Genomic DNA, 13,738 nt, shown 5'->3' on the forward strand with positions numbered 1-13,738 from the left:
CGAATCCGGGCGAGAACCGAGAACTGGACGCTCTCGTCAATCAACCCAAAGAAACCCACAAAAGGGGTTGTCACTTGCTTGGCACTGACTTTCGGCACGCTGTTGAGTTCTCAAGGAGCGGACGCGCTCGTACTCCAGCCTTCTCGGCCTTCATTCGAGGCGGTGTCTCCAGTGTACACCGCGCTCCGCAGCGGTCAGACCTCGGGGGTCTGTCCGGCGGTTTCCCAGGCTTGCGACCCGGTCTGTTCTCGCTCGGTGCAGGGAGAACAGTACACCACCCGCGGGGCCCTCTGCAGGGGGGTCCGCGGAGGGCTCCGCCCTCCCGCTCGATGACCCTGTGCCCAGGGACATCGGTGTCCGTCGGGCCGGCTGAGGAGCCGGACTCCAGGACCTCGTGGCAACGCCGTCCACCGCGTCGGGCTTCTCGCACCGATCCCGTCCTGCCTCAGAGGGCGGGCGGAGCGGAGGCGCGCGGTGGTCCTCCGACCCACTGCCGGGACGACGCCGACCTCCCGCGTCGGCTCCCCGCCGCGTCCGCGCTCCTCGTCATGGAGCCGGGGGCGGGTGGCCGGCCGCTGGGGGGCGGTGTCCCGACGTGTGGGAGGAACGCCCCGCCGTCGGAACGGCTTCCGCGCGCGCGTGGGAGCTGGGTCACAGCCTGCGGCCACCGACCCGACAGGTGGACGTCACCCGCCCCTTGACGGCGTCAGGCCACGCCGCATGGTCGGAACTGGACGCTGACCCGGGGGCCCACCGGCTTGGTGGTCTTCGGGATGCAGTGCTCCCACGTCCGCTGGCACGAGCCGCCCATGACGACCAGGTCCCCGTGACCCAGGGGGAACCGCAGGCCCGCCCCGCCGCCGACCGGGCGGAGCAGCAGCGGCCGTGGCGACCCGAACGACACGATCGCGACCATGGTGTCGGCGCTCCGCCCGCGGCCGAGTCGGTCACCGTGCCAGGCGACGCTGTCACGGCCGTCGCGGTAGAGGCACATGCCGGCGCTGACGAACGGCTCGCCCAACTCGGGCCCGTAGTGGGCGTTCAGCGCCTCCCGTGCCTCCGTGAGCAGCGGGTGCGGCAGCGGCTCGTCCCCGCCGTACCACCGCAGCAGCCGGGGGACGGCGACCTCGCGCTCGTACATCTGCCGTCGGTCGGCCCGCCAGCCGATGTCCCCGAGCAGCACCTCGAGCACCTCGTCGGACCCCCGGACCCAGCCGGGCAGGTGGTCGACCCAGGCGCCCCGGTCGAGGTGGTGCCGGGTGACCGCGAGGGCCTCGAGCGTGGCCTCCTCGGCGAGGTCCCACATCGACGGCTGGTGTACGAGCGACATGGGCGGAGGCTACGCGGGATCGAACGTGTGTACGAGTGTGGACCGCGCCACCCGCTCCGGGCAGTGGCGGCCCGCCCCGACGACCGGCCTGAGCTGGGGAGGGCCAGGGTGGACGGGCGGCCGCTCTGCAGGGACCCGCCGCGAGCCCGGTGGCGTGCTCGAACGGCCACCCCTCCCCCCCACGCCGAGCTCGCGAGGCGTGGGGGGAGGGGTGGTCCTTCGTCAGGCGGTGAGGGCGAGCGCGAAGGGCAGCACGCGGGAGGCGCCGGCCCGCCGCAGCTCGCGACCGGCGACGGTCATGGTCCAGCGCGAGTCGGCGAGGTCGTCGACCAGCAGCACCGGCACCGGACCCAGCTGCGCCAGCCGCTCGCGCAGCTCCGGGCCGACGACGATCCGCTGCCACACGCCCGCCAACCGGAATGCGCTGTTGCCCCCGGGCTGACCGGTCGGCCCGCCGTGTGCGAGCGAGAGCTCCCCGAGGTAGGGCAGCCGGCCCAGGCCCGCCAGACCCTGCGCCAGGCCGGTGACCAGGTGGGGACGGCGGCGGGAGGGGACGGCGACGACCGCGGCCGGGCGCTCCGCCCAGTCCCAGGCGCCGAGCACCCTGGCGCACGCCCGCAGCAGGTCGTCGTCCGGCGGGAGGTCGGAGGGCGCCCGCCGCACCGGCACGTCGAAGGCGGCGTCCGGGTCCTCCTCCAGGCCCGGGGCCTCGAGGTCGACCACGCCGCCGACACCGTCATCCCCGAGCAGGGTGCGCAGCCGCTGCCCCCAGCCGAGGTCGGTGAGCCGGGCGACGGCCCGGCCCGGGTCGACCTGCTCACCCGGCGCGATCTTGCCCTTGACCTCGACGCCGAGGCGGTCGGCGCCGGTCGGCCACTGGGCGCGCGGCGCCAGCTCGACGCCGGGACGGTCGAGGGCGGCAGAGGCCGCCGCGGCCGCCCCCTCGGGGACCTCGGTGGAGTACCAGGGGCCGGCGCAGACGTCGCAGCGACCGCAGGGTGCGGCGGTCGGGTCGTCGAGGGCCTCCTGCAGGAAGGCCATCCGGCACCGCGCCTCGTCGACCGGCTTCGCGTAGGCGATCATCGCCCGCTGCTCGGCCTCCCGGGTGCGGGTGACGCGGGCGTAGCGGTCGGCGTCGTAGACCCACGGCCGTCCGGTGGACCGCCAGCCGCCCTGCACCCGCTCCACCGCGCCGTCCACCGCGAGCACCTTGAGCAGCAGCTCCAGCCGGGAGCGGCGGACGTCGGCCACCGTCTCCAGCCGGGCCACCGACCAGGCCTTCCCGTCGGCCATCGCGGAGAGCACCGCGGCGGCGTGGTCCTCCCGCGGCATGGAGGAGGTGGCGAACCACTGCCAGATGGCGAGGTCCTCGGGGCCAGGCAGCAGCAGCACGTCGGCGTGCTCGACGGCGCGGCCGGCGCGGCCCACCTGCTGGTAGTAGCTGACCGGCGACGACGGCGCCCCCAGGTGGACGACGAAGCCGAGGTCGGGCTTGTCGAAGCCCATGCCGAGCGCCGAGGTGGCGACCAGCGCCTTGACCCGGTTCTCCCGCAGCGCCTCCTCGGCGTCCTTGCGGTCGGCGTCGTCGAGCCGGCCGGTGTAGGCGCGCACCTCGTGGCCGGCGTCGCGCAGCAGGGACGCCGTCTCCTCGGCCGCGGCCACGGTGAGCGTGTAGACGATGCCGCTGCCCGGCAGGTCGCCGAGGTGGGCGGCCAGCCACGCCAGCCGCGCCCGGTCGGTGGGCAGCCGCAGCACCCCGAGGCGCAGCGAGTCGCGCGCCAGGGGGCCGCGCACCGTCGTCACCCCCACGCCGCCGGCGCCGAGCTGTTCGGCGACGTCGGCGACCACCCGCTCGTTGGCCGTCGCGGTGGTCGCGAGCACCGGCGTGCCGGCCGGGAGCGTGCCGAGCAGGTCGCGGATGCGGCGGTAGTCGGGGCGGAAGTCGTGTCCCCAGTCGGAGACGCAGTGCGCCTCGTCGACGACGAGCAGGCCGCAGCGGGCCACCAGCCCCGGCAGCTGCTCCTCGCGGAAGCGCGGGTTGGTCAGCCGCTCGGGGGAGACCAGCAGCACGTCTACCTCGTCGGCCGCCAGGGCCTCGGCGACGTCGTCCCACTCGGTGGCGTTCGCGCTGGAGATCTCGACGGCGCGGATGCCGGCGCGCGCCGCGGCCGCGACCTGGTCGCGCATGAGCGCCAGCAGGGGGCTGACCAGCAGCGTGGGGCCGGCGCCGCGGCGGCGCAGCAGCGCGGTGGAGACGAAGTACACCGCCGACTTGCCCCACCCGGTGCGCTGCACGACCAGCGCCCGCTCGGAGCGGTCGACCAGCGCGGCGACGGCGGCGTCCTGACCCTCGCGGAAGACCGCGTCGGGGCGGCCGGTCAGCTCGCGGAGGACCTCGAGGGCCTCGGTGGCGAGCTCGGCGGACGGCGCGGCGGTGGTCATGGCTCCCGACAGTAGGCAGGACGGGCGACAGGACCGGTCGCCGCGCGGACCCTGGGGACGGAGGGGGAGAATCCACAGGCGATGCGACCACCGGACAACCACGTGCACACCAGGTGGTCCTGGGACACCGCCGACTCCTCCACGATGGTGCGCGCGTGCGAGCGGGCGGTCGCCCGGGGCCTGCCTGCCATCGCCTTCACCGAGCACCTCGACTTCACGACCTGGACGCCGGAGGACCGCGCGACCGCCGAGGGGCTGGTCGACCGGCACGCCTCCCGGCACCTGCCCATCGACGTCGAGGGCTACTCCGCCGAGCTCGAGGAGTGCCGCGAGCGCTTCCCGGAGCTGCGGATCTGGTCGGGCGTGGAGACCGGCGAGCCGCACCTGTTCGCCGCCAGCGTCGCCGCCCACCTGCGGGACTCCCCCGTCGACCGGGTGCTCGGCTCGCTGCACTCGCTGAGCCAGGACGGCCGGCTCTACGGCGTGGGGCGGCTGCTCTACCCCGACCCGGACACGACGATGCGCCGCTACCTGGCCGAGGTCGTCGACATGGTCGAGAACAGCGACGTCTTCCAGGTGCTCGCGCACGTGGACTTCCCGCGGCGGTACTGGCCCGGCGGCAGCGACCGGTACGCCGAGAAGGACTACGAGGAGGAGTACCGCGCGGTGTTCCGGGCGCTGGCCGGCACCGGCCGGGCGCTCGAGGTGAACACCACCAGCCCACTGGCCTCGGTCGACCAGGTGCGCTGGTTCCACGAGGAGGGCGGCGAGGCGGTCAGCTTCGGCAGCGACGCCCACCAGCCGGTCGGGGTCGGCCAGCACTTCGACCTCGCGGTGGACGTCGTCGAGGCGGCCGGCTTCCGGCCCGGGCGGGACGCCTTCGACTTCTGGCGCCGCTGACGGATTTACTTCAGCGCTGAGAGAAACGGCGCTAGGGTCGCCGAGGTGACCCCCGGCCGCGTCGTCATCGCCCTCGGGGGCAACGCGATGACCGCCCCCGACGGCTCGGCGACGCCCCGTGCGCAGCGCGACGCGATCGCCGCCGCCTGCCGGCACGTCGCCGCGGTCGTGGCCACCGGCGTCCAGGTGGTGCTGACCCACGGCAACGGGCCGCAGGTGGGGAACCTGCTGGTCAAGAACGAGCTGGCCGCGCACGTGGTCCCGCCGGTGCCGCTGGACTGGTGCGTCGCCCAGACCCAGGCGACCATCGGCTTCACGCTGGCCGACGAGCTCGACGCCGCCCTGACCGCCCGCGGGCTGCCGCAGCGCACCGCCGCCCTGGTCACCCGCACGCTGGTGGACGTCGACGACCCGCACTTCCGCGAGCCCTCGAAGCCGGTCGGCCGCTTCCTCCCGCGGGAGCAGGCCGAGCGGTCCATGGCCCACGGCCAGGTGTGGGAGGACCGCGGGGAGCGCGGCTGGCGCCGGGTCGTCGCCTCACCCGATCCGCAGGGCGTGGTCGACGTGCCGGCGATCGAGGCGCTGCTCGCGGCCGGGTTCGTCGTCGTCTGCGCCGGCGGGGGCGGCGTCCCGGTGGTGGACGACGGCACCGGCGGGGCGCTGCGGGGCGTCGAGGCCGTCGTCGACAAGGACCTCACCGCCGCCCTGCTGGCCCGCGAGCTGGACGCCGGGACGCTGGTGATCGCGACCGACGTCCCGCACGTGCTCGTCGGGTACGGCACGCCCGCCGCCCGGCCGCTGGGCCGGGTCACCGCCGACGAGCTGCGCGCACACGCCGCGGCCGGCGAGTTCGCCCGCGGCTCGATGGGCCCCAAGGTCGAGGCCGCGCTCCGCTTCACCGGTGCCGGCGGTGGCCGCGCCGTCATCACGTCCCTCGAGCACATCGCCGACGCCGTCACGGGCGACGTCGGCACCGTCCTGAAGGCCCAGTGAGAGGAAAGCCGTGCCCGCACCGATCGAGGTCCGCAAGATCCCGTTGCACAACGTCAGCGACGCCTCCGAACTGGCGAAGCTCATCGACGACGGCGTGATGGAGGCCGACCGGGTCGTCGCCGTCATCGGCAAGACCGAGGGCAACGGCGGGGTCAACGACTACACGCGGATCATCGCCGACCGTGCCTTCCGCGAGGTGCTGCTGGAGAAGGGCAGCCGGTCCAAGGAGGACGTCGCGCAGATCCCGATCGTGTGGTCCGGCGGCACGGACGGCGTCATCAGCCCGCACGCGACGGTCTTCGCCACGCTCCCCGAGGACGCGGTGGAGAAGACCGACGAACCGCGGCTGACCGTCGGCTACGCGATGAGCGACGTCATCCTGCCCGAGGACATCGGCCGGATCGCGATGGTGGAGAAGGTCGCCGAGGGCGTGCGCCGCGCGATGGCGGAGGCCGGCATCGAGGACCCGGCCGACGTCCACTACGTGCAGACCAAGACCCCGCTGCTGACCATCGAGACCATCCGCGACGCCAAGGCGCGCGGGAAGGACACCTACTACGACGAGCCGCACGGCTCGATGGACCTGTCCAACGGGACGACGGCGCTGGGCATCGCGGTGGCGCTCGGCGAGATCGAGATGCCGCGCCAGGAGCAGGTCATGCGCGACCTGTCGCTGTACAGCGCGGTGGCCTCCTGCTCGTCCGGCGTCGAGCTGGACCGGGCGCAGATCGTCGTCGTCGGCAACGCCCGCGGGCACGGCGGCGCCTACCGGATCGGCCACTCGGTGATGCGCGACGCGCTCGACCAGGACGGCATCTGGAACGCCATCCGGGACGCCGGGCTCGAGCTGCCCGAGCGGCCGCACCCCAGCGACCTCGGCGACCGGCTGGTCAACGTCTTCCTCAAGTGCGAGGCCGACCCCACCGGCTACGTCCGCGGCCGCCGCAACGCGATGCTCGACGACTCCGACGTCTTCTGGCACCGCCAGATCAAGGCGACGGTGGGCGGGGTGGCGGCGTCGGTGACCGGCGACCCGGCGGTGTTCGTGTCGGTGGCGGCGGTGCACCAGGGGCCGTCGGGCGGCGGTCCCGTGGCGGCGATCGTCAAGGCCTGAGACCCGCTGCCCCGGGGCGGTCACGGGGTCGTGGCGCGAGGACCCGCCGTCGTCCGGCGCGTCGCACGGCGACGACCCCTGACCGACACCCGGGGGGACGGCGGCGGGACGACGGACCGGTGATGGAGTGTGCGGCGCGCCTCGCACCGGGTGCCCGACGGCGACCTACCGTGAGCGCGCACCGCCGGGCCGCCTCGGCTCCGCGACCGGTGCTCCCCCGCCGGGCCGGCCGAGGAGGCATGCGTGCGCAGGTCGTCCGTCCAGCAGACCGTCCTGCCCGGATCCCGGCCGGCGCCGGTGCTCCCGCCGGCTCCCCGACCGACCTCGAGCCGGGCGCGCCGGCGGCTCGAGCGCGAAGGCGGGGCCGAGGACGCCGCACAGCGGGCCGGGGTGCTCGCCCAGGCCAGCCGGGAGGTATCGGCGACCTCACGGCAGGCCGCGGAGTCCCTCGCCGAGCTGCGGTCCGCGATCGGCGACATCGCCGGGTGCACGACGCACGCCTCGACCGTCACCGCGGAGGCGGTCCGCGACGCGCAGGCCGTCGACGAGCGGATCGCCGCGCTGCAGAGCGCGACCGAGGCGATCACCGAGATCGTCCGGCTGCTGTCGGCGATCAGCCAGCAGAGCCGGTTCCTGGCGCTCAACGCCTACGTCGAGGCCGCCCGCGCCGGTGAGGTGGGCCGCGGCTTCGCCGTCGTCGCCGACGAGGTCAAGCAGCTCGCCGAGCGCACCGCCCGCGCCGCCGGGGACATCGGCGCCCAGGTCGAGGCGGTGCACCGGGAGACCCGCTCGGCCGTGGACGTCGTCTCGCGGATCAGCACGACGCTCGGCTCGATCGCCGCGGCGCAGGACACCGTCGCCGCGGCCGTCGAGCAGCAGCGGGCCGCCACCGACCGGGTCGTCGAGAGCGTGGAGCGGGCGGCCGCCGGGTCGGCGCGGATCACCGAGGCGGTGGCCGCGCTCGCCGACGACCAGCGCGAGGCCTACGTCCGGCGGGCGCTGGCCGTGGCCGAGGACCTGCTCGACGAGGCCGGCGGCGTGCAGCTGGGCGAGGGCCGCCGTCGGCTCCCCGTCCGCGACCAGGTGACCGGGGCGACCCGGGAGGTCGAGCTGCCCGACCTGCTGCTCGGCGGCGTGCCGCTGACCCGCGACGACGACCCGCGCCGTCCCGCGCCGCTGGTCGACGACGTGGTCGCGCTGGTGGGCGGCAGCTGCACGCTGTTCCAGCGGCTGGACGACGACGGCAGCATGGTCCGCGCGGCCACGACCGTCGTCACGGCCCAGGGGCGGCGCAACGTCGGCAGCTACATCCCGCGCCGCACCGCCGACGGCAGCGCCAACCCGGTGCTCACCGCCGTCCTGGCCGGGCGGACCTACACCGGCGAGGCGACGGTCGCCGACCGGCCGTACTTCACCGCCTACGAGGCCCTGCACTCCGCTGACGGCGAGCTGGTCGGGATGCTCTACGTCGGGATGCCGCTGGACGCGCTGCCCGGCTGAGCCCGCTCAGGCCTGGAACTGGACCCGCGCGATCTCCTCGCAGACCGGGTCGAACATCTCCCGCCGGATGCGGTTGTGCTCGGCCTCCGCGTCGTACACCCGGTAGGCCTCGGCGTCCGCGAAGTCGCTGGTGATGGCGAAGCTCCACGCGCCGGGCCGCAGGCCGGCGTCCAGACCGGCCCGGACGTCCACCAGCCCCTCCACGGGCAGGGCGACGATGGCGTCGAGCGCCTCCTGGACGAGGGAGAGATCGGTGCCCGGGCGCACCCGGCCGACGACGACGTTGCGGATCACCGACCCAGTGTGCCGTCCACCTGGGGTGACCGGCGGCCGAGCGGCCTGGCCGGGGCGAGGGCCGTGCTCCCCGGCCGCGGCCGAGCGGTGCACCGCGCCCGGGCAGGTCCCCCCGGCCCGGGCGCGGGCGTCCCCGGCCGTCCCGGGCCGGCGGGGGTCGGGGCCCTTCAGGCGGTGACCGTCTCCAGGGTCACCGGCACGTTGCCGCGGGTGGCGTCCGAGTAGGGGCACACCTGGTGGGCCGCCTCGACCAGCTGCTCGGCGGCGGTCCGGTCGATGCCGCCGAGCTCGACCCGCAGGGTCACCTCGAGCGCGAAGCCACCGGCGTCGTCCGGACCGATGCCGACCTCGGCGGTGACGGCGGAGGCGGTGACGGTCGCCCTCTGCTGGCGGGCGACGAGCTCGAGCGCGCCGTGGAAGCAGGCCGCGTAGCCGGCGGCGAAGAGCTGCTCGGGGTTGGCACCGCCGCCGGGACCACCCATCTCCTTCGGCACGGCCAGGTCGAGATCGATCACGCCGTCGTCGGTGCGGGTGTGGCCGTTGCGGCCCTCACCGGTGGCGGTGGCGACTGCGGTGTAGACGGCGGACACGAGCGGGCCTCCAGGTCGTCGCAGGGCAGACAGGACGGTCGTCCTCCTCTCCGAGACCCCACCACAGCGCGAGGGGGTGGACCGGACCGTCCGCGACCATGCGGGCGCAGTACCCGAGGGCGTGGCGGCCGGCCGCCACTGAATGGTGCTGCGGGACGGCGCGATGGTCGCCGGCCACCTGGCCGACCCGCCGACGCCCGGGCCACGCTCACCGCCGGGGTGCGCGACCTGCTGTCACAGTCCGCGCAGGTACCGGGGCGGGACGGCGTCGACCAGCCACACGCCGTTCGCCGAGCGGGTGAAGACCGCGCCGTCGTGCGCCATGCCCTCGGCGTCGACCCGGAGGACGACCGGCCGCCCGTGGCGGGCGCCCACCCGTCGGGCCGTGGCCTCGTCGGGGCTGAGGTGCACCGCGTGGCGACGTCCGGGGCGCAGGCCCTCGGCCTCGATCGCGGGCAGGTTGCGCTCCGCCGTCCCGTGGAACAGCACCGGCGGCGGCTCCTCCGCGGCGTAGCCGAGGTCGACGGCGACGCTGTGGCCCTGGCTGGCGCGGATCCGCGTGCCGGTCCCGTCGAGGGCGAACCGGCGCTTGTCGTCGGTGGCGACGACGTGCTCGAGCTCCGCGCGGGTCCAGCCGAGGGCGGCGAGCAGGGCGTCGACGTCCGCCCAGCCGGCCGCGTCCAGGGTGAGCCCGACGGCGCCGGGGGCGTGGCGCAGCACGTAGGAGAGCCGCTTGCTGCGTCGGACGACGTCGGGGGGGTCCACGCGCGGCCGCTACCCGGGTGGCGCGAGATCTGCACAGTCGCGGCGATCAGGGGCTCGATGGCCACGAGTGTGCAGATCCCGCGGGGGGATCAGCGGGAGTAGTGCTCGACGACGAGCTGCTCCTCGCAGACGACCGGCACCTCGTCGCGGTCGGGCACCCGCTCGACGCGGGCGACCAGGTCGGCCAGCCGGACCTCCAGGTAGGCGGGCGCCGTGGCGTGTGCACCGGAGGCGGCGACGACGAAGGGCTCCTTGGTCCTCGACTTCTCCGCGATCTGGATGACGTCGCCGGGCTCGAGCCGGTAGGAGGGGCGGTCGACGCGCTTGCCGTTGACCAGCACGTGCTGGTGGGTGACGAACTGGCGCGCCTGGTAGATGGTGCGCGCGAACCCGGCCCGCAGCACGGTCGCGTCGAGGCGGGACTCGAGGTCCTGGATCAGCGCCTCGCCGGTCTTGCCGCCGCTGCGCCGGGCCCGGTCGAAGGCGGCGCGCAGCTGCGTCTCGCTGATGTCGTACTGGGCCCGCAGCCGCTGCTTCTCGCGCAGCCGGGTGGAGTAGTCGCTGTCCTTGCGGCGCTTGCGGCCGTGCTCGCCGGGCGGGTACGGACGGCGCTCGAAGTACTCGACGGCCTTGGGCGTGAGCGGGATACCGAGGGCGCGGCTGATCCGGACCTTGGGACGAGGGGTGTTCACGGAGCCTCCAATGTTTGGTTAGGCTCACCTTATTCCACGACGTCGACCCCGAGGGGCACCCATGACCATCGGACGCGGGACGCCCTCCCCCGTGCAGCAGGACCGCGCCGCGGACGCCGCCGAGCGGGCCCGGACGGTCGCCACCCGGCCGATCGCCTCGGTGCAGGCCCTGGGCCTGGGCACGAGTCGGCTGCTGGCCGCGGCCACGCTGGACGACGGGCGGGTGCTGGTCGTCGTCCCCCGGAGCGGCGGGCTGGCGACGGCGGTCCACGAGTCCCCGGACGGCGACCTCGCGGCGAAGGTCACGGTGACCTCCCGCTCGAGCCAGCCGCTGCGCAACCCGCTGCGGGCCCGGCTCGAGCTCGCCGGCTGGCTGGCACCGGTGCCCGCCGAGGACGAGGCCGACCTGGTGCTGGCCTTCGCCACCGTCCGCCCGGACGACGTCCTGCTCGACGTGGGGCTCACCGCGACGCTGCTGCGCCTGGACGTCGCCGAGGTGCTGCTGCACGAGGGCGGCGGCTGGACCGAGATCACGCCGGAGGACTACGCCGCCGCCCGCCCCGATCCGCTGGGCGCCGCCGAGGACGACCTGATCAGCGAGCACGCCGGTCCGCTGGCCGAGCTGTGCGCCAGGGTGCAGACGTGGGCCGGCGACGACCCGGTGCACCTGCTCGGCCTCGACCGGCACGGGGTGCTGTTCCGGGTCGAGCCCCGCGCCGGCTGCTACGACCTGCGCACTCCGTTCCCCGCCCCGCTCACCTCCACCGGCGAGCTGCCGGGCGCCGTCCGCACGCTGCTGGCCCGCGTCGGCTGAGCGCTGCTGCCGTCCGTCGGCGGGTGACCCAGATCACGTGACAGAACGCATCTGAGTTATCACGGATCGCTCACCTGAGCGCTACGGTACCGGTCGGTTCTAGGCCTGTCTCCGTCAATCCGTGCAGGAGGACCCGTGGCGGGTACCCCGGGTGTCGACTTCCCCGAGCAGCGGGACGTGCTCGACGTGGTGGTCAGCGGACGAGGAGAGGTGCTCGTCAGCTGGGTCGAGTCGGCGGACGACCGCGAGGTCGTGGTGACGGTGGGCGAGGACCGGGACCGGCGCCGGGCCACCCTCCCGGTCGGGGAACGCCTGGAGCTGGTGTGGCGCGCTGCGAGCGAGCTCCGGTCCCTCCCGGTGGAGCTCACGGCCGTGGACGTCGGCGCGACGCCGGTGTGGCGGCTCCGTCCGACCGGGCCGGTCACGAGGGGCCAGCGCCGGTCCGCGGTCCGGGCGCCGCTGAGCCTGCCGGTGTGCATGACCGTCGGCACCGTCGAGGTGGTGGGGACGACGGTCGACCTCAGCGAGGCCGGCACCCGAGTCCTGTTCGAGGACGCCCCCGTGGGCCGCACGGACCCGACCGACGGCAACGACCCCGAGCCCGCCACCGAGGACGCCCCTGAGGCCGGCCCCGGGGACGGCGTCCCCGACGCGGGGGCGGTCGTCTCCCTCCGCCTCTCGCTCGCGGAGGGCGACGTCGTCTGCCAGGCGGAGGTCATCCGGCAGATCGGGCGCCAGGACCACCGTGCGGAGCTGACGTTCCGGTTCATCGGGCTGCGCGAGAAGACCGAGGACCTCATCCGCCGGGAGGTCTTCGCCGAGCTGCGCGCCCTCCGGGCCCGCGGCCTGGACTGAGCCGCCCGGCGGACAGGAGACCCGCGGTCAGGCCGCGGTGCGCGCCTCGTGCGCCAGCGCCTCGAGCGCCTGCTCGAAGCACTCGCGCGGCGGCTGCACCAGCCCGGCACCGACCTGCCCGGTGCCGGCGACCCGCCCGGCCATGCCGGTGTTGATCTGCGGCAGCCAGCCGGTGCGCGCCACCGCGAGGACGTCGATGCCGGTCGGGGAGCCCCGGAAGCCGAGGATCGGCACCTGCATCGCCGGGTTCTCGGCCAGGGTCAGCTGGTACATCCGCTCGGTGGTGGCCAGCGCGTCGGGCACGGTGCCGCCGACGAACCGGACGATCGCCGGCGCTGCTGCCATGGTGAAGCCACCGACGCCGTAGGTCTCCATGATCGCGGAGTCGCCGATGTCGGGGTTGGCGTCGTCCGGGCCGTAGTCGCCGAGGAACAGGCCGACCGGGGTGTCGGCCGGGCCGGTGAACCAGCGGTCGCCGGTGCCGGCGGTCTGGATGCCGAACTCGGTCCCGTTGCGGGACATCACGGTCACCATCGTCGAGCCGGGCACGTCCCGCGCCGCGTCCATGGCGAGCTTCGCCGTCGGCATGCCCAGGTTGAGGAAGAAGTGCTCGTTGCCGCCGATGAAGCGCAGCACCGCCGCGACGTCGGACGACGGCGCATCGACCTCGACGATCGCCGGCGAGAGCTCGCGCAGGGTCATCAGCGAGCCGGCCCGGTTGCGGTTGTGCCCCTCGTCGCCCATCTGCAGCATCTGCGCGAGCACCGCCTTGACGTCGAGCGGTTCGGCCATCGAGCGCACCGCGGCCTGCAGCAGCGGCCCGAGGACGTCGCGCATCCAGGCCAGCCGGGTGAGCACCTCGTCGCTGTAGGCGCCCATCCGCAGCACCTTGCCCAGGCCCTCGTTGAGGTTGCAGAACGCCTGCCCACCGGTGACCGGGTCCTCCAGGCACCACGTCCACATGGACGGCGAGGTGACCCCGGCCATCGGCCCGACCGCGCGGTGGTGGTGGCACGGGTCGAGCGCGATCTCCCCGGCGGCGAGCAGGCGCTCCGCCTCCTCCAGCGTGGACGCCCAGCCCTCGAACAGGCAGGCGCCGACCAGCGCGCCGCGCAGCGGACCGCTCGCGTCGTCCCACCCGATCGGCGGCCCGGCGTGCAGCAGCGTGCGGTCCGGGAGGCCGAGCACGTCGCGCGCCGGCCGGACGTCGACCAGCCGGGAGCCGGCGGCCATCACCCGCTCGACGGCGGTGCGGTTGGCCGCGGCCCGGCGCCGGTCGAGCGCGAGGTCGGCGAGGTCGGCGGGGTCACCGAAGCCGGGCGGGCGCCAGTCGACGTCGAGCACGTCGGCGCCCTGGGCGCGCAGCGCGGCGGAGAAGACGTCGACGCCCGCGGCGACGACCGTCGGCGTCCCGGACAGCAGGCTCATCGCGCGGCTCCCAGCAGGTCG

General features: G+C 75.1%; 13 protein-coding genes. 6 read left to right on the plus strand and 7 right to left on the minus strand.

What is annotated here, in order from left to right; all coding sequences use genetic code 11:
- Positions 1–706 precede the first annotated feature (706 nt).
- Complete coding sequence (locus tag ACI79G_RS11205) at positions 707–1,330, minus strand: alpha-ketoglutarate-dependent dioxygenase AlkB (RefSeq protein WP_456881204.1); 624 nt, start codon at positions 1,328–1,330, stop codon at positions 707–709.
- 222 nt (positions 1,331–1,552) lie between these two features.
- The gene (locus tag ACI79G_RS11210) at positions 1,553–3,772 is read right to left on the minus strand and encodes a DEAD/DEAH box helicase (protein ID WP_456881205.1); all 2,220 of its coding nucleotides are present in this window, start codon (positions 3,770–3,772) and stop codon (positions 1,553–1,555) included.
- 81 nt (positions 3,773–3,853) lie between these two features.
- Here ACI79G_RS11210 and ACI79G_RS11215 point away from each other — a divergent pair, with 81 nt between their 5' ends.
- The 4 genes from ACI79G_RS11215 (at position 3,854) to ACI79G_RS11230 (ending at position 8,279) form a co-directional block, all read left to right on the plus strand.
- Positions 3,854–4,672 carry a PHP domain-containing protein gene (locus ACI79G_RS11215; protein ID WP_456881206.1) on the plus strand — a complete coding sequence of 273 codons (819 nt, stop codon included), beginning with the start codon at positions 3,854–3,856 and terminating at the stop codon, positions 4,670–4,672.
- A 45-nt stretch (positions 4,673–4,717) separates the two neighbouring features.
- Entirely contained in the window at positions 4,718–5,665 is a 948-nt protein-coding gene (locus tag ACI79G_RS11220; RefSeq protein ID WP_456881207.1) for a carbamate kinase, read from the plus strand.
- A gap of 10 nt (positions 5,666–5,675) precedes the next feature.
- A complete protein-coding gene (bar, locus tag ACI79G_RS11225) occupies positions 5,676–6,779 on the plus strand; it encodes a barbiturase (protein WP_456881208.1) in 1,104 nt (367 codons plus the stop codon).
- A gap of 243 nt (positions 6,780–7,022) precedes the next feature.
- Positions 7,023–8,279, plus strand: coding sequence for a Cache 3/Cache 2 fusion domain-containing protein (locus ACI79G_RS11230; protein WP_456881209.1), 1,257 nt, complete (start codon positions 7,023–7,025; stop codon positions 8,277–8,279).
- A gap of 6 nt (positions 8,280–8,285) precedes the next feature.
- On the opposite strand, the gene ACI79G_RS11235 is transcribed toward ACI79G_RS11230, so the two are convergent.
- The 4 genes from ACI79G_RS11235 to rpsD form a co-directional block, all read right to left on the minus strand.
- Entirely contained in the window at positions 8,286–8,573 is a 288-nt protein-coding gene (locus tag ACI79G_RS11235) for a Dabb family protein (protein ID WP_456881210.1), read from the minus strand.
- A 167-nt stretch (positions 8,574–8,740) separates the two neighbouring features.
- The gene (locus tag ACI79G_RS11240) at positions 8,741–9,163 is read right to left on the minus strand and encodes an organic hydroperoxide resistance protein (RefSeq protein WP_456881211.1); all 423 of its coding nucleotides are present in this window, start codon (positions 9,161–9,163) and stop codon (positions 8,741–8,743) included.
- A gap of 234 nt (positions 9,164–9,397) precedes the next feature.
- A complete protein-coding gene (locus ACI79G_RS11245) occupies positions 9,398–9,928 on the minus strand; it encodes an RNA 2'-phosphotransferase (RefSeq protein ID WP_456881212.1) in 531 nt (176 codons plus the stop codon).
- 89 nt (positions 9,929–10,017) lie between these two features.
- Entirely contained in the window at positions 10,018–10,620 is a 603-nt protein-coding gene (gene rpsD / locus ACI79G_RS11250) for a 30S ribosomal protein S4 (RefSeq protein ID WP_456881213.1), read from the minus strand.
- A 61-nt stretch (positions 10,621–10,681) separates the two neighbouring features.
- Here rpsD and ACI79G_RS11255 point away from each other — a divergent pair, with 61 nt between their 5' ends.
- Together ACI79G_RS11255 and ACI79G_RS11260 are read left to right on the plus strand one after the other, a co-directional pair.
- Entirely contained in the window at positions 10,682–11,434 is a 753-nt protein-coding gene (locus ACI79G_RS11255; RefSeq protein WP_456881214.1) for a DUF2470 domain-containing protein, read from the plus strand.
- Between the two features lie 135 nt (positions 11,435–11,569).
- The gene (locus tag ACI79G_RS11260) at positions 11,570–12,289 is read left to right on the plus strand and encodes a hypothetical protein (RefSeq protein ID WP_456881215.1); all 720 of its coding nucleotides are present in this window, start codon (positions 11,570–11,572) and stop codon (positions 12,287–12,289) included.
- A 27-nt stretch (positions 12,290–12,316) separates the two neighbouring features.
- Here the strand turns inward: ACI79G_RS11260 and ACI79G_RS11265 are convergent, their stop codons facing one another.
- Positions 12,317–13,717 (minus strand): DUF1116 domain-containing protein, encoded by a 1,401-nt coding sequence (locus tag ACI79G_RS11265; RefSeq protein WP_456881216.1) that lies wholly within the window; start codon positions 13,715–13,717, stop codon positions 12,317–12,319.
- Positions 13,718–13,738 lie beyond the last annotated feature (21 nt).

It is taken from the genome of Geodermatophilus sp. SYSU D00779, from assembly GCF_054050595.1.

Bases quoted from the DNA above. Each gene is read 5' to 3' on its own strand.
- ACI79G_RS11210 (WP_456881205.1), bottom strand. From the start codon at position 3,772: ATGACCACCGCCGCGCCGTCCGCCGAGCTCGCCACCGAGGCCCTCGAG.
- ACI79G_RS11265 (WP_456881216.1), bottom strand. From the start codon at position 13,717: ATGAGCCTGCTGTCCGGGACGCCGACGGTCGTCGCCGCGGGCGTCGAC.
- ACI79G_RS11215 (WP_456881206.1), top strand. From the start codon at position 3,854: ATGCGACCACCGGACAACCACGTGCACACCAGGTGGTCCTGGGACACC.
- ACI79G_RS11205 (WP_456881204.1), bottom strand. From the start codon at position 1,330: ATGTCGCTCGTACACCAGCCGTCGATGTGGGACCTCGCCGAGGAGGCC.
- ACI79G_RS11255 (WP_456881214.1), top strand. From the start codon at position 10,682: ATGACCATCGGACGCGGGACGCCCTCCCCCGTGCAGCAGGACCGCGCC.